This window comes from Rhizobacter sp. Root404 (assembly GCF_001425865.1).
Lineage (GTDB): Bacteria > Pseudomonadota > Gammaproteobacteria > Burkholderiales > Burkholderiaceae_C > LMDS01.
In genome coordinates, this window is sequence record NZ_LMDS01000001.1 from 169,416 (window position 1) to 184,753 (window position 15,338).

The 15,338-nt window shown below is 67.3% G+C and carries 18 protein-coding genes; 9 read left to right on the forward strand and 9 right to left on the reverse strand.

The window, feature by feature from the left end; genetic code table 11:
* Positions 1–148: 148 nt before the first annotated feature.
* Complete coding sequence (locus ASC76_RS00855; RefSeq protein ID WP_056461015.1) at positions 149–844, reverse strand: GNAT family N-acetyltransferase; 696 nt, start codon at positions 842–844, stop codon at positions 149–151.
* 240 nt (positions 845–1,084) lie between these two features.
* Here ASC76_RS00855 and rplM point away from each other — a divergent pair, with 240 nt between their 5' ends.
* The 5 genes from rplM (at position 1,085) to erpA (ending at position 3,587) form a co-directional block, all read left to right on the forward strand.
* Positions 1,085–1,513 (forward strand): 50S ribosomal protein L13, encoded by a 429-nt coding sequence (gene rplM / locus ASC76_RS00860; RefSeq protein ID WP_056461018.1) that lies wholly within the window; start codon positions 1,085–1,087, stop codon positions 1,511–1,513.
* Between the two features lie 12 nt (positions 1,514–1,525).
* Positions 1,526–1,918 carry a 30S ribosomal protein S9 gene (gene rpsI, locus ASC76_RS00865; RefSeq protein WP_056461020.1) on the forward strand — a complete coding sequence of 131 codons (393 nt, stop codon included), beginning with the start codon at positions 1,526–1,528 and terminating at the stop codon, positions 1,916–1,918.
* A 101-nt stretch (positions 1,919–2,019) separates the two neighbouring features.
* Positions 2,020–2,730, forward strand: coding sequence for a DUF6776 family protein (locus tag ASC76_RS00870; RefSeq protein ID WP_056461024.1), 711 nt, complete (start codon positions 2,020–2,022; stop codon positions 2,728–2,730).
* 35 nt (positions 2,731–2,765) lie between these two features.
* Positions 2,766–3,161: a polymer-forming cytoskeletal protein gene (locus ASC76_RS00875; protein WP_056461027.1), complete on the forward strand. Its 396-nt coding sequence runs from the start codon at positions 2,766–2,768 to the stop codon at positions 3,159–3,161.
* A 36-nt stretch (positions 3,162–3,197) separates the two neighbouring features.
* Complete coding sequence (gene erpA / locus ASC76_RS00880; protein WP_056461030.1) at positions 3,198–3,587, forward strand: iron-sulfur cluster insertion protein ErpA; 390 nt, start codon at positions 3,198–3,200, stop codon at positions 3,585–3,587.
* A 76-nt stretch (positions 3,588–3,663) separates the two neighbouring features.
* On the opposite strand, the gene ASC76_RS00885 is transcribed toward erpA, so the two are convergent.
* Positions 3,664–4,788, reverse strand: a complete 1,125-nt coding sequence (locus ASC76_RS00885) for an anhydro-N-acetylmuramic acid kinase (RefSeq protein ID WP_200947080.1) — start codon at positions 4,786–4,788, stop codon at positions 3,664–3,666.
* Positions 4,789–4,851: 63 nt separating this feature from the next.
* The gene (locus ASC76_RS00890) at positions 4,852–6,228 is read right to left on the reverse strand and encodes a M23 family metallopeptidase (protein WP_235580296.1); all 1,377 of its coding nucleotides are present in this window, start codon (positions 6,226–6,228) and stop codon (positions 4,852–4,854) included.
* A gap of 234 nt (positions 6,229–6,462) precedes the next feature.
* On the opposite strand from ASC76_RS00890, the gene tyrS reads away from it, so the two are divergent.
* The 4 genes from tyrS to dtd are packed head-to-tail and all read left to right on the forward strand — an operon-like array spanning position 6,463 to position 9,435.
* Positions 6,463–7,722 carry a tyrosine--tRNA ligase gene (gene tyrS, locus ASC76_RS00895; protein ID WP_056461036.1) on the forward strand — a complete coding sequence of 420 codons (1,260 nt, stop codon included), beginning with the start codon at positions 6,463–6,465 and terminating at the stop codon, positions 7,720–7,722.
* A gap of 6 nt (positions 7,723–7,728) precedes the next feature.
* Entirely contained in the window at positions 7,729–8,100 is a 372-nt protein-coding gene (locus ASC76_RS00900; RefSeq protein WP_157615183.1) for a DUF5329 domain-containing protein, read from the forward strand.
* A gap of 4 nt (positions 8,101–8,104) precedes the next feature.
* Positions 8,105–8,995, forward strand: a complete 891-nt coding sequence (locus ASC76_RS00905; RefSeq protein WP_256364439.1) for a cation diffusion facilitator family transporter — start codon at positions 8,105–8,107, stop codon at positions 8,993–8,995.
* Positions 8,992–9,435, forward strand: a complete 444-nt coding sequence (gene dtd, locus ASC76_RS00910; protein ID WP_056461046.1) for a D-aminoacyl-tRNA deacylase — start codon at positions 8,992–8,994, stop codon at positions 9,433–9,435. The genes ASC76_RS00905 and dtd overlap by 4 nt, the downstream gene beginning before the upstream one ends.
* Before the next feature lie 6 nt (positions 9,436–9,441).
* Here the strand turns inward: dtd and ASC76_RS00915 are convergent, their stop codons facing one another.
* From ASC76_RS00915 to ASC76_RS00940, 6 genes are all read right to left on the reverse strand, one after another.
* Positions 9,442–10,413: a tripartite tricarboxylate transporter substrate-binding protein gene (locus ASC76_RS00915; RefSeq protein ID WP_056461049.1), complete on the reverse strand. Its 972-nt coding sequence runs from the start codon at positions 10,411–10,413 to the stop codon at positions 9,442–9,444.
* A gap of 118 nt (positions 10,414–10,531) precedes the next feature.
* On the reverse strand, positions 10,532–11,803 hold the full coding sequence (locus ASC76_RS00920; protein WP_056461052.1) for a phenylacetate--CoA ligase family protein: 1,272 nt from the start codon (positions 11,801–11,803) through the stop codon (positions 10,532–10,534).
* 16 nt (positions 11,804–11,819) lie between these two features.
* On the reverse strand, positions 11,820–12,089 hold the full coding sequence (locus ASC76_RS00925) for a hypothetical protein (RefSeq protein ID WP_056461055.1): 270 nt from the start codon (positions 12,087–12,089) through the stop codon (positions 11,820–11,822).
* 15 nt (positions 12,090–12,104) lie between these two features.
* Complete coding sequence (locus ASC76_RS00930) at positions 12,105–12,917, reverse strand: ABC transporter ATP-binding protein (protein ID WP_056461058.1); 813 nt, start codon at positions 12,915–12,917, stop codon at positions 12,105–12,107.
* 12 nt (positions 12,918–12,929) lie between these two features.
* Positions 12,930–14,246, reverse strand: a complete 1,317-nt coding sequence (locus tag ASC76_RS00935; RefSeq protein WP_056461061.1) for an ABC transporter substrate-binding protein — start codon at positions 14,244–14,246, stop codon at positions 12,930–12,932.
* 25 nt (positions 14,247–14,271) lie between these two features.
* Positions 14,272–15,336 (reverse strand): branched-chain amino acid ABC transporter permease, encoded by a 1,065-nt coding sequence (locus tag ASC76_RS00940; protein ID WP_056461064.1) that lies wholly within the window; start codon positions 15,334–15,336, stop codon positions 14,272–14,274.
* Between the last annotated feature and the right edge of the window lie 2 nt (positions 15,337–15,338).

Sequence of the window (15,338 nt, forward strand, 5' to 3'; positions counted from 1 at the left end):
TTGACACAATGAACGGCAGATTCCGGGGCGTCGGAATCGATGCCGGACTGTAACGGATGCAACCCACTGCATAGGACCGCGACGATCCCCCGACATGAGGGTCATCGGCGGGCGCGAGGCACGTGCGTGCGGTATGCACGCATCGCCGTCACTCTTCCGCGACGTGCGAGGCCTTGTTCAATGAAGCCTTGACCTCGGTGATCGCGTCCAGCAGGCCGCCGACCTGGCGCGCATGCACCTTCAACCGGTAGTCCAGCTCGGCGGCGCGATGCTCGACGAGCTCGCCCATGTGCGAGGCCAGCGAGTCGGGCGGCAGCTTCAGCCAGGCGTCCGACTCGGAGCCTTCGCGGACCACCTTGGCGCCCGCATTGCGAGCGATCTTCAGCATCGCGGTGTTCTCGCTGAGCGCGTGGATCAGCAGCGTCTCGACGCCACGATTGCGCGCATGCAGCATCGCATGCTCGAACAAGCGGCGGCCGAAGCCGCGCGCTCGGGCCTGCTTCAACACCGACACGCCGAATTCCGACACCGGCGCTGCGTTGTGACCCGTCCCCGACACCGAGTGGGCGAGGTGCGCCATCGCGATCAGTTCGAGGCGGCGACTGAAGATGCCGAAGACCTCGTCCTGCTCGAAGTCGAGCATGTCGACATACTTGGAGATCTGGGCATCCGTGGCGGCATAGCCGAAGCGCAGGTAGCGGTCGCTCGGGTCGAGCGCCAGCAGGTGCGTCAGGATGCGGTCCCGGTGGCGCGGGCCGAGCGAGCGGATCGGCACCCAGGTCCAGGTCGGGACGACGGGTGCTGTGGGCGTGTGGGGGGTGTTGGTGTGGTCGGGAGTGCTCATTGCTGAGTCCTTCCTGGTTCAGGGTTAACACCAGTCTACGTGATCCGGCTAGGGGCCGCTGCCAAATTGCTGCACTGCACCACGGCAGAACAGTGCCGCCTCTGATACACTCGCGGGCTTTCCCGAAATTTGCCTCTGGGGAAGACGTGCCTGCGAGAGTCCACCGTTCGAAGTGGTAGCCGAGCCGGGCGCGAGTTCTGTGTCAAAGCAGAACGAGGCTGACCAACCAAACGACTCAACATGAAGACCTTCAGCGCCAAGCCGGCCGAAGTGGTGCATGAGTGGTTTGTGATTGACGCGACCGATAAGGTTCTCGGACGGGTGGCCAGTGAAGTCGCCCTCCGCTTGCGCGGCAAACACAAGCCTATCTACACGCCCCACGTCGACACCGGTGATTTCATCGTCATCGTCAACGCCGACAAGATCCGCGTGACCGGGAACAAGGCCAATGACAAGGTGTACTACCGTCATTCGGGCTACCCGGGCGGCATCCACGCCACCAAGTTCAAGGACATGCAGGCCAAGCACCCCGGCCGCGCCATCGAGAAGGCCGTCAAGGGCATGCTTCCGAAGGGTCCGCTGGGCTACGCGATGGTGAAGAAGCTGAAGGTCTACGCCGGTGCCACGCACCCGCATACCGCTCAGCAGCCCAAAGTCCTGGACATCTAAGGAGCTGCCGCAATGATCGGTATTTGGAACTACGGCACCGGCCGCCGCAAATCGTCGGTGGCCCGCGTCTTCATCAAGAAGGGCACCGGCCAGATCATCGTCAACGGCAAGACCGTCGACGAGTATTTCGGCCGCCAGACCTCCATCATGGTCGTGCGCCAGCCGCTGGTGCTGACCTCGAACGATGCTGCGTTCGACGTCAAGGTCAACGTGCGTGGCGGTGGCGAATCGGGCCAGGCCGGCGCGGTGCGCCACGGCATCACCCGCGCGCTGATCGACTACGACGAGACGCTGAAGTCGCCGCTGAAGCACGCCGGCTTCGTCACCCGCGATGCGCGTGAAGTCGAGCGCAAGAAGGTCGGCCTGCACGGCGCGCGCCGTCGCAAGCAGTTCTCGAAGCGATAAGACCCGGGCTGATCGCCCGCCCTGCAAAGGCCGCCTCCGGGCGGCTTTTGTGTTCATGGCGCTCCTACAATCGCGCCTCTCTCTCGAAGAGCAAGATCCCGATGCGCCTGAAGCTGTTGCGCCGCCGCCTGTCGATCAGCGCGCCGCGCATGATCGTGCGCAGCCACCTGCCGTGGCCGCTGCGCTGGGCGGTGGTGGCGCTGATGCTCGGCTTCTCGGCCGCGCTGGCGCTGTGGGCGTTCGAGTTCGGCAAGGAGATCGCCGGTTTCGACAGCCGTTCGGCCGAGGAATTGCGTCGGCTGCGCGACGAGGCGGTCCGGCTGCACACTGAACGCGACAAGGCGGTGTCGATCGCGAACACGGCCGAGAGCCTGCTGAAGGCCGAGAAGACCGTCCAGGACCGCCTGGCGCAGCAACTTCGGCAGAGCGAGGCCGACAACCTGGCGCTGAAGAACGACCTGGGCTTCTTCGAGCGGCTGCTGCCGGCGAACGCCGGGGAGGGCGTGAGCATCCGCGGCCTGCAAATCGAGACGCCTTCGCCGGGCCGCGTGCGCTTCCAGCTGCTCGTGATGCAGGCCGGCAAGGCACTGTCCGAATTCAAGGGACGCTACGAGGTCTCGCTGGCGGGCACGCTCGACGGCAAGCCCTGGAGCTTCACGCCCGCGGCGGGTCCCCAGCCGCTGCAACTGAAGCAGTACCTGCGCGTCGAAGGAATGATCGATCCACCGCCCCAGGCCGTGGTAAAAACCGCCTCAGTCAGGGTGATGGACCTGAATGGCGTGGTGAAAGCCAGCCTGACCGTCAGGCCGTAGCGGTGCGTCACGCGCCGCCCGTGGAAGGGAAATCGATGTTCGGTAAGAAAAAGCAGCCGCCGATCCGCACGCTGGTCGGCGAGGGCACCCTGATCCAGGGCGAATTGAGATTCACCGACGGGCTGCGGATCGATGGCGAAGTCGTCGGCGACGTGACCGCGCTCGGCGATGGTCCGAGCATCCTCGTGATCAGCGAGAAAGCCCGCGTGACCGGCAAGGTCAGCGGTGGCCATGTGATCGTCAACGGCCAAGTGAACGGCCCGATCCGCTCCACGGAACTGCTCGAATTGCAACCCAAGGCCCAGATCGCCGGTGACGTCCGCTACGAGGTGCTTGAAATGCACCAGGGCGCCACCATTGATGGTGAACTGCGCCCGCTGGGCGCCGCGGAAAGGCCCGGCCTCAAGCTGGCGGCGTCGAATCCGGGATAATCACGTGCATCGGCATATCGCCGCAGGAGTTTTGCCATGAGCGCAACCGCCGAAAGAATTCAAGACACTACCGCCCTCGCCTCGATGGACGAGCCGCCGGTGCCGTTGGTCTTCACCGACAGCGCCGCCAACAAGGTCAAGGAACTGGTCGACGAGGAAGGCAACCCCGAACTCAAGCTGCGCGTCTTCGTGCAGGGCGGCGGTTGTTCGGGCTTCCAGTACGGCTTCACCTTCGACGAGATCGTCAACGACGACGACACGCAGATGAGCAAGAACGGCGTCACGCTGTTGATCGACGCGATGAGCCTGCAGTACCTGGCCGGCGCGGAGATCGACTACAAGGACGACCTGCAAGGCGCCCAGTTCGTGATCAAGAACCCGAACGCGACGACCACCTGCGGCTGCGGCTCGAGCTTCTCGGCCTGAGCACCGACCGCGCGTGGTCGTCAAAGCCGCCTTCGGGCGGCTTTTTGCTGGCCGCCGTACCGGCTTGTCCTGCGCATCACGCAGGGTACAGCGCGCCCAGCAGCCGTGGCCCGGCCGCGCCCGTCACGGCTGGCAGGTTGGCGGGCTCCCGGCGCATGAACGCGTGCGCCAGCCAGGCGAACGCACAGGCCTCGACCTGATCGGGCGGCAGGCCCCGTTCGTCGCTCGAGATCACCGCCATGCCCGGCAGGTTCGCGGCCAGACGTCGCATGAGGTGGCCGTTGAACGCGCCGCCGCCGCAAACCAGCAGTTCGCGTGCAGCCCCGGCGCAGGCGGACACGTCGGCAGCGCAACTCACGGCGGTCAACTCTGCCAGCGTGGCCTGGACATCGACGGCCTGCGCCACCGGCGCTGCGGCAGCGAGCCGAGCCTGCAGCCAGGCCGGATTGAACAGATCGCGGCCTGTGCTCTTCGGCGGCGGCAGCGCGAAGTAGGGTTCGGTACGCAGGCTCGCGAGCAGGGGTGCCAGGACGTGTCCGCTCGCGGCCCACGCGCCATCGGCGTCATAGGGGTGTCCGGTGTGCAGGCGGCACCAATGGTCGAGCAGGGCGTTCGCCGGCCCGCAGTCGAAGCCGACGGTCGTGCCGTCCGTCCGCAGCGCGGTCAGGTTCGCGATCCCGCCGAGGTTCAGCACGGCGACCGCCTCGCCGGCGCGTCCGAACACCGCACGGTGGAACGCCGGCACCAGCGGGGCGCCCTGGCCCCCGGCCGCGACGTCGCGGCCGCGCAGGTCGGCGACAACGTCGATCCTGGTCAGCTCCGCGAGCAGCGCCGGGCTGTTCAGCTGCAGGGTGTAGCCCGTGCCATCGAACTCGCCCGGGCGGTGCCGCACCGTCTGGCCGTGCGCGCCGATGGCGCGCACGCGCTCGCGGGGGGTGCCGCTGGCTCGAAGCAGCGCGTCGACCACGTCGGCGTAACCGCGCGCCAACGCATTGCCGGCGAGGGCGGCGCGGTGCAGTTCGTTCGCGCCGACGCTGTTCAGCGCCAGCAGTTCGGCGGCGAGGTCGGGAGCGAACGGCCGACGCACATGCGCCGCCACCTGCGGGGCGGGACCTTCGGTGGCGTCGAAGTCGACGAGCACGCCGTCGATGCCGTCGAGCGAGGTGCCGGACATCAGTCCGATGTAGAGCGCGGTCATCACTCGATTGTGCCCACCAATTGCGAAGGGCCCGCATTGCGGGCCCCGGCGCCTGCGAAGCGGTGCTTACTCGGCGTACGCGCCCGAGCGGGCCACGGATTCGGCGACCTCGAGCTGGCTGCGCAGGCTGCCCGCGAGCTGCGCAAACGCGGCCTTCTGCGCCGGCGCGAGTTCGATCACCTCGGAGGCCTTGGCCATGATCATCGGGTCTTGCTGCACGCCGCTGACCTTGACTTCGAAGTGCAGGTGCGGCCCGGTCGCCCAGCCGGTGGCGCCGACCGCGCCGATGCGCTGGCCTTGCTCGACATGGGCGCCGCGCTTGACGTCGATCCGGCTCATGTGCGCGTACAGCGTCGAGCGCTGCGCACTGTGGCGGATCTCGACGACATTGCCGTAGCCGTTCTGCCAGCCCGCGAAGTCGACCGTGCCGTCGCCGACCGCGCGGATCGGCGTGCCGGCCGGCGCGCCGTAGTCGACGCCCTTGTGCTGCTTCCAGCTGTTCAGGATCGGGTGCATGCGCATCGCGAAGCCCGAGGTCACGCGCGAGAACTCCATCGGGCTCGCGAGGAACGCGCGCTTCTTGCTCTGGCCGTCGAAGCCATAGTAGCCGCCCTTGCCTTCGGCACCCTTGAACCAGACGGCCGAGTAGGTCTTGCCGTTGTTGACGAAGTCGGCGGCCAGCACGCGGCCGGCCACGCCCCAGGTGATGGGCTCGCCATCCGCGGTGAGCGCCTCGTACAGCACCGAGAAGGTGTCGCCCTTCTGCAGCTGGCGGCGGAAATCGACATCGGTCGAGAACACGTCGGCCAGCTGGGTCGCGACGTTGTCGGGAATGCGCGCTTCGTCTGTCGCCGCGAACAGGGACGAATGGATCGTGCCGCTGCCCATGCGAACCTGCGCGGCCAGTGGCGCGGTCTCGATCATCGCCATCAACTTGCCGCCGATCAGGCGCACGGTCAGGCGGTTGAAATGCGTGCCCAGCTGATCCGGATTGGACGGCGCGTAGCGCGCGATCAGCTCGGTCAGCGTGCCGGTCTCGTCGGTCTGGACGCGGACCATCTTGCCGCCGCGGCCCTCGAGAAGCTTCCGGCCCGTGGCATCCGTGCGCAGGAACTGCGCCGCAGCGGCGTCGCTGACGTTCAGGCGCTTGAGCAAACTGTCGACCGTGTCGCTGGTGCGGGTCAGGTCGGTGCGATACAGCTGTAACTCGTGCTCCGCCAGCGCGTCGAGCTGGGACTGGATTTCGTCCGGCGTGACGCTCTCGGTCACCAGTCGTTTCGGAATGTCAGACGCGTCGGGCGCCATCGGCGCGATGCCGAACGCCGTCACGCCGAAGCCGGCCAGCGACAGCATCACGGCCGCCGAGAGGCCGCGCGGGTGCGCCGAGACGAAACGGGCGGTGCGCGTGGCGGCTGCAGCCAGCGCGCGGTCGAGTGAGTCCAACGATTTCAATTCAATTCGAGGGCCCGGTGCCCTGGTGCGAGCGACGGCAGCGTGGCCGCGCGCTTCGATGTTGTGTCCCTACCGCCCCGAAGGGCCTCTACTAGAATCCGTGGCGCCCGACTCCGGACGGGCACGGACCGTGTTCAGATCGCATCCGCCATGCCGGGGAGCGGGCCCTGAACCGCCGCGAAGTATAACGACCCCACCGCGCGCCCATCCCCGTAAAAGCCCCGTATGCCCCCCACTTCCAGTCAAGCTTCTGCCTCCGCTTCGCCAAACCCCGGGCATCCGGTGACAGATCGGGTGCGGGAGGCGTTGGCAATCTCGATGCGTGGCTGTGACGAACTGCTGCCGCAGGCCGACTGGCTGGCCAAGCTCGCCAAGTCGGAAGCAACCGGCGTGCCACTGCGGATCAAGTTCGGTCTGGACCCGACCGCGCCCGACCTGCACCTGGGTCACACGGTGGTCTTCAACAAGCTGCGCCAGCTCCAGGACCTGGGCCACATCGTGATCCCGCTGATCGGCGATTTCACCTCGATGATCGGCGATCCGTCGGGCCGCAACGCGACCCGGCCGCCGTTGACCCGCGAGCAGATCGAAGCGAATGCGAAGACTTACTTCGATCAGATCAGTCTGGTCGTCGACATCGAGCGGGCCGAAGTTCGTTACAATTCGGAATGGAGCGATCCGCTGGGCGCGCGCGGGATGATCCAGCTCGCCTCGCGCTACACGGTGGCGCGGATGATGGAGCGCAACGACTTCCACGATCGCTTCAACGCCGGCACGCCGATCAGCGTCCACGAATTCCTGTACCCGCTGATGCAGGGCTACGACTCGGTCGCGTTGAAGAGCGACCTCGAACTCGGCGGCACCGACCAGAAGTTCAATCTGCTGGTCGGCCGATCGTTGCAGAGCGAATACGGCCAGGAGCCGCAATGCATCCTGACGATGCCGCTGCTGGAAGGTCTGGATGGCGTCGAGAAGATGTCCAAGAGCAAGGGCAACTACATCGGCATCACCGAGCCGGCGAACACGATGTTCGCGAAACTGCTGTCGATCAACGACGTGTTGATGTGGAAGTACTTCACCCTGCTGAGCTTCCGCGCGGAGGCCGAGGTGGCCCGGCTGCGGGCGGAGGTGGAGGATGGCCGCAATCCGAAGGACGCCAAGGTCCAGCTGGCCAAGGAAGTGACCGCGCGTTTCCACGGCGCCGCGGCGGCCGACGCGGCCGAGCTCGATTTCGAGCTGCGCGCCCGCGGCGGCGTGCCGGACGAGATCGCCGCGGTCGCGTTGACAGGGGCTCCTCTGGGTATCGGCGCGGTGCTGAAACAGGCTAATCTTGCGGCGTCGACCGGCGAGGCCCTGCGCCTGGTCGACGGCAACGGCGTGAAGGTGGATGGTTCGGTCGTCAGCGACCGGGGTTTGAAACTGGCCGCCGGGACCTATGTGGTGCAAGTGGGCAAGCGCAAGTTCGCGCGGGTGACGCTGGAGTGATCCACCATGTTTCGCAGAAACTTCCTGGTGAGCATGACGAGCCTGTTGGCCCTCGGTGCTGCGCGTGCCGCGCCGGCGGCGCATGAGCAGACGCGCATCGAGAAGCTGATCCGCTTCGTCGAGACCCAGAAGGACATGAAGTTCGTGCGCAACGGCACCGAGTACACCTGTGCCGACGCCGGCAGGTTCCTGCGCGGCAAGCTCGAGGCGATGGGCAGGGAAGTCACCACCGCGCGCGAGTTCATCGAGCGCATCGCCAGCAAGTCCAGCATGAGCGGGCAGCCGTACCAGGTCAAGTTCGCCGATGGCCGCACGATGCTCGCGAGCCAGTTCCTGCACGAGGAGCTCAAGCGCCTGGACAGCGGCGCGACCTCCTGACCGAGTGCAGGTCCGCACGCTCCTCAAGCTGTCGATCGCGGCGGCGGTCGCGACGATCACGATGAAGACGGCGGCCTGGTGGGTCACCGACTCGGTCGGCCTGCTCTCGGACGCGCTGGAGTCGTTCGTCAACCTCGCATCGGCGCTGTTCGCGCTCGCGATGGTCACCATCGCGCAACGCCCCGCGGACGACGACCACCCGTTCGGCCATACCAAGGCGGAGTATTTCTCGAGCGGCTTCGAAGGTCTGCTGATCGTCGGCGCGGCCGCCGGGATCATCTGGGCGGCGATTCACCGGTTCAGCGCGCCGCTGCCGCTGCAGTCGCTCGGCTGGGGCCTGGGTATGGCGGTGGCCAGTTCGGCGCTGAACGGCGTGCTGGCCTGGCGGATGATGGCCGCGTCACGAGAGCACCGCTCGATCGTGCTCGAGGCCGACGCGCGCCACCTCTACACCGACGTGTGGACCTCCGTCGGCGTCGTCGCCGGTCTGGTGCTGGTGCACTTCACGGGCTGGCTGTGGCTGGACCCGGTCCTGGCGATCGGCGTGGCGCTGAACATCCTGCGCGAGGGCGCGCACCTGGCCTGGCGCTCGATCGAGGGGCTGATGGACAGCGCCGTGGAGCCCGACGTGCGTACGCAGATCGACCGCACGCTGGCGCAGTTCGACCACCCGACGATCCGCTTCGACCACCTGGTCACGCGTCGCGCCGGCCAGCGTCGCTTCGTCGACCTGCACATGCACATGCCGGCGAGCTGGTCGCTCGGGCGCGCGGCGGCCCTGCGCACCACGGTCGAGCAGGCGCTGATGAGCGAGGTGCCGGGGCTGCGCGCGTCGATCCAGCTGCTGCCGTCCGACGTCGAGGCGCACTTCAACGACGTGGCGGACACGCCGTGATCGCAATCGCGCAACGGGTGTCGCGCGCGAGCGTGCGGGTCGGTGGCACGGAGATCGGCGCGATCGGCCACGGCTTGCTGATCCTGGCCTGCGCCGAACCGGACGACACCGACGCGATCGCCGACAAGCTGATCGCCAAGCTGCTGAAGCTGCGCGTCTTCGCGGACGGCCAGGGCAAGATGAACCGCAGCGTCGTCGACGTGCAGGGCGGGTTGCTGATCGTCAGCCAGTTCACGCTGGCCGCCGATCTGTCCGGCGGCAACCGGCCCAGCTTCACCGGCGCGGCCGGTCCCGAACTCGGCCGGGCGATCTACGAGCGTCTGCTCGCGACTGCCCGCGCCGCCCATCCGCAGGTGGCTGCGGGCGAGTTCGGCGCCGACATGCAGGTCGAGCTCGTCAACGACGGGCCGGTGACCATCCCGATCACGCTGCGCCCGTGAGACCGATCAGTCGGCGTATTCGCCGGCGGCCTTGATGATCGGGCCCCACTTGGCGATTTCCGACGCGACGAACTTCTTGTGCTCGTCCCCGGACAGCCGCGCGTCGGTGATGATCACCGCGCCGAGGGCCTCCTCGCGCTTCATGAACTCGGGGTCCTTCAGCGCGGTACGCAGCGCACCGTTGATCTTGTCGACCACCGCCTTCGGCGTGCCCTTGGGCGCGTACATGCCGTGCCAGATGCTGACGTTGAAGCCCTTCAGGCCCGCTTCGTCGAGCGTCGGCAGGTTCTTCAGTGCGGGCGTGCTCAGGCGCTTCGGCGTCGTGACCGCATAGGCCTTGACGCTGCCGGCGGCGATCTGGCTGGTCGTGTTGGTCGTCTGGTCGCACATCAGGTCGACCTGGCCGCCGAGCAGATCGGTCATCGCCGGGCCGGTGCCTTTGTACGGCACCGTCTGCATGTTGATCTTCAGCGTGCTCTGGAACAGGAGCCCGCACAGGTGCGAGGCGGCGCCAAGCCCGGCGTTGGCGAGGTTGATCTTGCCCTTGTTGGCCTCCATCCACTTGACCAGTTCGGCGTAGTTGGCAGCCGGCAGCGTGGGCTTGCCGATCAGCGTCATCGGCACCTCGTTGACCATGCCGACATACTCGAAGTCGCCCAGCGTGTCATAGGTCATCTTGCGATAGAGCGCCGGCGCCGTGCTCATGCCGATGTGGTGCAGCAGCAGCGTGTAGCCGTCCGGTGCCGACTTGGCGACCTTGGCGGCGCCCAGCGTGCCGCCCGCGCCGCCGACGTTCTCGATGATGATCGACTGGCCGCCGAGCGGCTTGCGCAGTGCCTCGGCCAGATCACGAGCCACCTTGTCAGTCGGGCCGCCGGCCGCGAACGGCACGACGATGGTGACCGGCTTGTCCGGGTACTCGGCGAAGGCCGATGTGGCAACGGCGGCGACGAGGCCGGCGATCAGGAGTTGTTTCATGGGGAATGGGCTTTCAGCGTGTGTCGACCGCGCGATTGTCCGAAAGCCGGCTCGCGACGCCATCGCGGAAAGTACGTAACCCGTGCGTTCGGCAAGGACTTGCGTCACGCCGTCGCGTTCACGCGAAGCGTCGCGCGTCGTCGATGACCTTGCCGTCGTTCGGCAAGCTGCCGGGCGCGCACAGCAGCACTTCGCCGCGCAGCTTGGTGATGTCGCGCATGGAATCGGCGAGTTTGGCGGCCAGGCCCTCGGGCTGGCCATCGACTTCGACATGCAGCGTCATCGCGTCGTTCGCCATCTCGCCGCTGACCACCAGGCGCGCCTTGCGCGCCAGCGGCTGGCGGCGCACGATCTCCGCCACCTGGCCCGGGTGCACGAACATGCCGCGGACCTTGGCGGTCTGGTCGGCGCGGCCCATCCAGCCCTTGATGCGGGTGTTGGTGCGGCCGGTCGGGCAGGCGCCCGTCAATATCGCCGACAGGTCGCCGGTGCCGAAGCGGATCAGCGGGTAGCCGGGGTTGAGCGTCGTCACGACCACTTCGCCGACTTCGCCGGGAGCAACGGGGTCACCGGTGCCGGGCCGCACGATCTCAAGGATCACGCCTTCATCGAGCACCAGCCCCTCGCGCGCCGCGGTCTCGTACGCGACCAGGCCCAGGTCGGCCGTGCCATAGCTTTGGTAGGCGTCGACGCCGCGCGCGAGCATCCAGTCGCGCAGGCTCGGCGGGAAGGCCTCGCCGCCGACCGACGCCTTCGTGAGCGAGGGCAGCGCGACGCCCGACTCGTCGGCCTTCTCGAGAATGATCTTCAGGAAGCTCGGCGTGCCGATGTAGGCGGACGGCTTCATCGCCGCGATCGCGTGGACCTGCTGCTCCGTCTGCCCGGTGCCGGCCGGAAATACCGTGCAGCCGAGCGCGAACGCGCCACTTTCCATCATCGCGCCGGCCGGCGTGAAGTGGTAGCTGAAGGTGTTGTGGACCAGCTCACCCTCGCGCAGACCGGCCGCGAACAGCGCGCGCGCCATGCGCCAGTAGTCGGGTGCGCTGCCTTCGGGCTCGTGGATCGGGCCCGGCGATGCGAACACCCGCAGCGCGCGGCGCGCGGTCGGTGTCGCGCCCCAACCCAACGCCGCGAAACCGCCGAACAGGTCGGGCGCGGCCGGGTCGCGCTGGCGCTCCAGCAATTCGTGCTTGCGGATCACCGGCAAGCGGGCGAGCGCCTCACGGCTCGTGATCCCGGCCGCATCGATGGTCGCCAGGCTCGCGGCGAACGCCGGCGCGTGCGCCTTCGCGTGCGCGATCTGCGCGGCCAGCGCGCGCATCAACGCGGCTTCCCGCACTTCCGGCGAGCGCGTCTCGAGGGCGTCGTAGTGAGCGTCTTTCGGCGTCATGGGGGTCATCGTCGCGTCATTCGTCGTCGCCGCGGTCGACGCGGCGCTTGGCGTCGTCCAGCAGTTTGCGCTGGCCGACCGGCGTGTCGACCGGGTAGCGGTCGAAGCCGCCGCGCGCGCGTTTGAGGTCGGCGATGAGCGCGCCGGCCTCGTCGTGGAAATGGATGAAGGCGCTGCCCTTCAGATAGAAGGTACCGGGCTTCATCTCGCGCAGGCCCTTGATCTCGCGCAGCTGGCGCAGCAGCGGCAGCAGGCGGGCGAGGGCGGCTTCGTCGGCGTGGGCCATCGTCGTCACTCCGTCTCAGGCGAGCCAGCGCTTCCTGCGCTTGTAGCTCTTCACGTCGCGGAAGCTCTTGCGGTCGCCGCCGCCGACGCCGAGGTAGAACTCCTTCACGTCCTCGTTCTCGCGCAGCGAGGCGGCCTCGCCGTCCATCACGATGCGGCCGTTCTCGAGGATGTAGCCGTAGTCGGAATAGCGAAGCGCCATGTTGGTGTTCTGCTCGGCGAGCAGGAAGGTCACGCCCTCGCGGGTGTTCAGGTCCTTGACGATCTCGAACACCTCTTCGACGATCTGCGGCGCCAGCCCCATCGACGGCTCGTCGAGCAGCACCATCTTCGGGTTCGCCATCAGCGCCCGGCCGATCGCGCACATCTGCTGCTCGCCGCCCGAGGTGTAGGCGGCCTGCGAGGCGCGGCGTGTCTTGAGCCGCGGGAAGTAGGTGTAGACCTTCTCCAGCGTGGCCGCCACGCCGCCCTTGCCGTCGCGCCGCGTGTAGGCACCGGTCATCAGGTTCTCCTCGATCGTCAGGTGCGCGAAGCAGTGCCGGCCTTCCATCACCTGGATGACGCCGCGGTTCACCATCTCGGCGGTGCCGAGCGACTCGATCCGCTCGCCGCGCAGCTGGATCGTGCCCTTGGTGACCGCGCCGCGTTCGCTCTCCAGCAGGTTGCTGACGGCGCGCAGCGTGGTCGTCTTGCCGGCGCCGTTGCCGCCCATCAGCGCGACGATCCGGCCCTCGGGCACCTGCAGCGACACGCCCTTCAGCACCAGGATGACGTGGTTGTAGATCACCTCGATCCCGTTGACGTCCAGAAGGATGTTCGCTGCAGCCATCTCGACCTCAGCTCAGCTCTGGCAATCGGCCGGTGTGCGACGGGTGAGCTTCTTCTCGCCCGCGTACTTGTCCGCCGCCACCTTCACCATCGGCTTGATGATCTGCTCGTCGGCCTGCAGCCAGTCGGAGCTGAAGGCCCACTTCGCGCCGTCCCAGGTGTGCACGCGGGCCCAGGTCGAGCCCATATGGTCCTGGCACGAGGTCGACAGCGGCCGCATCACGCCCGAGAAGCCGAGCGCGTCGAGCTTCTTCTGGTCGAGCGCCAGGTTCTCCAGGCCCCAGCGCACCTGCTCGCCGGTCATGACCTTGCCCTTGCCGAAGCGCTCCTGCGCGCGGCGCACGGCCTCGACGCCGAGCATCTGGATGATCAGGCCGCGGGTGTACAGCACGGTGCCGACTTCTTCCTTGGGCCCGGTGCCCTGGCCCTTGTCGTGCACGTACTTCAGGATGTCCTGGATCACCTTCGGGCTCTGGCCGGAGGTGTTCAGGTTCAGTGCGTTGTAGCCCTTCGCGCCTTCGCCGACGTCCTTCACGTCCGGCTCGGCGCCGGCCCACCAGACGCCGTACATCTTCTCGCGCGGGTAGCCGGTGGCCTGGGCCTCCTTCAGCGCGGTCGAGTTCATCACGCCCCAGCCCCACAGCAGCACGTAGTCGGGGCGCTGCTGGCGGACCTGCAGCCACGCGGACTTCTGCTCGACGCCCGGCGCCGTCACCGGGATCTTGGTCAGCTCGAAGCCATGCATCTTGGCGCGCTCTTCCAGCAGCGGGATCGGCTCCTTGCCGAACGGGCTGTCGTGGTAGACCAGCGCGATCTTCTTGCCCTTGAGCTTGTCCAGGCCGCCTTCCTTCTTGCCGATGTGCTGGATCAGCATGTCGGCCGCGGTCCAGTAGCTGCCCATCAGCGGGAAGTTCCACTTGAACACGTTGCCGTCCTGCGACGCCGACAGGCCGTAGCCGAGGGTCAACAGCGGGATCTTGTCAGCGGCGACCTTGTCGGTCAGCGCGAAGGTGATGCCGGTGGCCTGCGGATCGATCAGCGTGACGCCCGGACGGCTCTTCAGGCGCTCGTAGCACTCGACGCCCTTGTCGGTCGCGTAGCCGGTCTCGCATTCCTCGAACGTGATCTTCACGCCGTTGATGCCGCCGTCGCGCGCGTTGATCATCTTGATGTAGTCCTGCTTGCCGTTCGCCCACGGCGTGCCGTTCGGCGCGTACGGGCCCGTGCGGTAGGCCAGCAGCGGGAAGAACTGCTCCTTGGCCTGCGCGAACGCGCCGGTGGCCGCGGCCAGGAGGGTCGCGCCGAGCGCGAGAGAACGCAAATGATTCATTTGTCTGTCTCCGGTGGTGAAGGGGTCAGTGAGGAAACGGCCAGAGCCGCAGCTTTTCTTTCGCGGTCGACCACAGCCGCGCGATGCCGTGCGGCTCGACGATCAGGAAGAAGACGATCAGCGCGCCGAACACCATGAAGGTCAGGTGCGATGCGGTCGCGGTGTCGATCGGGATGCCGAACCAGTACGGCAGCCCGTCCAGGACGATCGGCAGCACGACAATGAACGCCGCACCGAAGAAGCTGCCCATGATCGAGCCCAGGCCGCCGATGATGATCATGAACAGCAGCTGGAACGAGCGGTCGATGTTGAATGCCGCGGGCTCCCACGAGCCGAGGTGGATGAAGCCCCACAGCCCGCCGGCAACGCCGACGATGAACGAGCTCACCGCGAACGCGGTCAGCTTCGCGTAGACCGGGCGGATGCCGATGACGGCGGCGGCCACATCCATGTCGCGGATCGCCATCCACTCGCGGCCGATCGCGCCGCGCACCAGGTTCTTCGCGAGCAGCGCGAACACGACCAGGAAGCCGAGGCAGAACAGGTACTTGTGCGCCGGCGATTCGATCGGCACGCCGAACACGTTCAGACCCGCGACGCTGACCGAGCCCGACGACGAATCGTTGGTCACCCACTTCAATCGCAGGCAGGCCCAGTCGACGAAGAACTGCGCGGCCAGCGTGGCGACCGCGAGGTACAGCCCCTTGATGCGCAGCGACGGAATGCCGAACAGCACGCCCACCGCGGTGCTGCACACGCCGCCGAGCAGCAGCGAGAAGATCAGCGGCATGCCCTCGATGCGCGCCTGGAAGTTGTAGGCCGCGTACGCGCCGATCGCCATGAACGCGCCGGTGCCGAGCGAGATCTGACCGCAGTAGCCGACCAGGATGTTCAGGCCGAGGGCCGCCAGCGACAGGATCAGGAATGGCACGAAGATCGCGCGCAGCAGGTACTCGGACGCGAACATCGGCACCGCGATGAATGCGACCGCCAACAGCGCCGCGATCGCCACGCGGTCCTGCAGGATCGGGAAGATCTGCTGGTCCGCGCGGTAGGTGGACTTGAACTGTCCGTTCTCTCTGTACAGCATGA

Bases quoted from the DNA above. Each gene is read 5' to 3' on its own strand.
- ASC76_RS00855 (WP_056461015.1), bottom strand. From the start codon at position 844: ATGAGCACTCCCGACCACACCAACACCCCCCACACGCCCACAGCACCC.
- rplM (WP_056461018.1), top strand. From the start codon at position 1,085: ATGAAGACCTTCAGCGCCAAGCCGGCCGAAGTGGTGCATGAGTGGTTT.
- rpsI (WP_056461020.1), top strand. From the start codon at position 1,526: ATGATCGGTATTTGGAACTACGGCACCGGCCGCCGCAAATCGTCGGTG.
- ASC76_RS00870 (WP_056461024.1), top strand. From the start codon at position 2,020: ATGCGCCTGAAGCTGTTGCGCCGCCGCCTGTCGATCAGCGCGCCGCGC.
- ASC76_RS00875 (WP_056461027.1), top strand. From the start codon at position 2,766: ATGTTCGGTAAGAAAAAGCAGCCGCCGATCCGCACGCTGGTCGGCGAG.
- erpA (WP_056461030.1), top strand. From the start codon at position 3,198: ATGAGCGCAACCGCCGAAAGAATTCAAGACACTACCGCCCTCGCCTCG.
- tyrS (WP_056461036.1), top strand. From the start codon at position 6,463: ATGCCCCCCACTTCCAGTCAAGCTTCTGCCTCCGCTTCGCCAAACCCC.
- ASC76_RS00900 (WP_157615183.1), top strand. From the start codon at position 7,729: ATGTTTCGCAGAAACTTCCTGGTGAGCATGACGAGCCTGTTGGCCCTC.
- ASC76_RS00915 (WP_056461049.1), bottom strand. From the start codon at position 10,413: ATGAAACAACTCCTGATCGCCGGCCTCGTCGCCGCCGTTGCCACATCG.
- ASC76_RS00920 (WP_056461052.1), bottom strand. From the start codon at position 11,803: ATGACGCCGAAAGACGCTCACTACGACGCCCTCGAGACGCGCTCGCCG.
- ASC76_RS00925 (WP_056461055.1), bottom strand. From the start codon at position 12,089: ATGGCCCACGCCGACGAAGCCGCCCTCGCCCGCCTGCTGCCGCTGCTG.
- ASC76_RS00930 (WP_056461058.1), bottom strand. From the start codon at position 12,917: ATGGCTGCAGCGAACATCCTTCTGGACGTCAACGGGATCGAGGTGATC.
- ASC76_RS00935 (WP_056461061.1), bottom strand. From the start codon at position 14,246: ATGAATCATTTGCGTTCTCTCGCGCTCGGCGCGACCCTCCTGGCCGCG.
- ASC76_RS00940 (WP_056461064.1), bottom strand. From the start codon at position 15,336: ATGCTGTACAGAGAGAACGGACAGTTCAAGTCCACCTACCGCGCGGAC.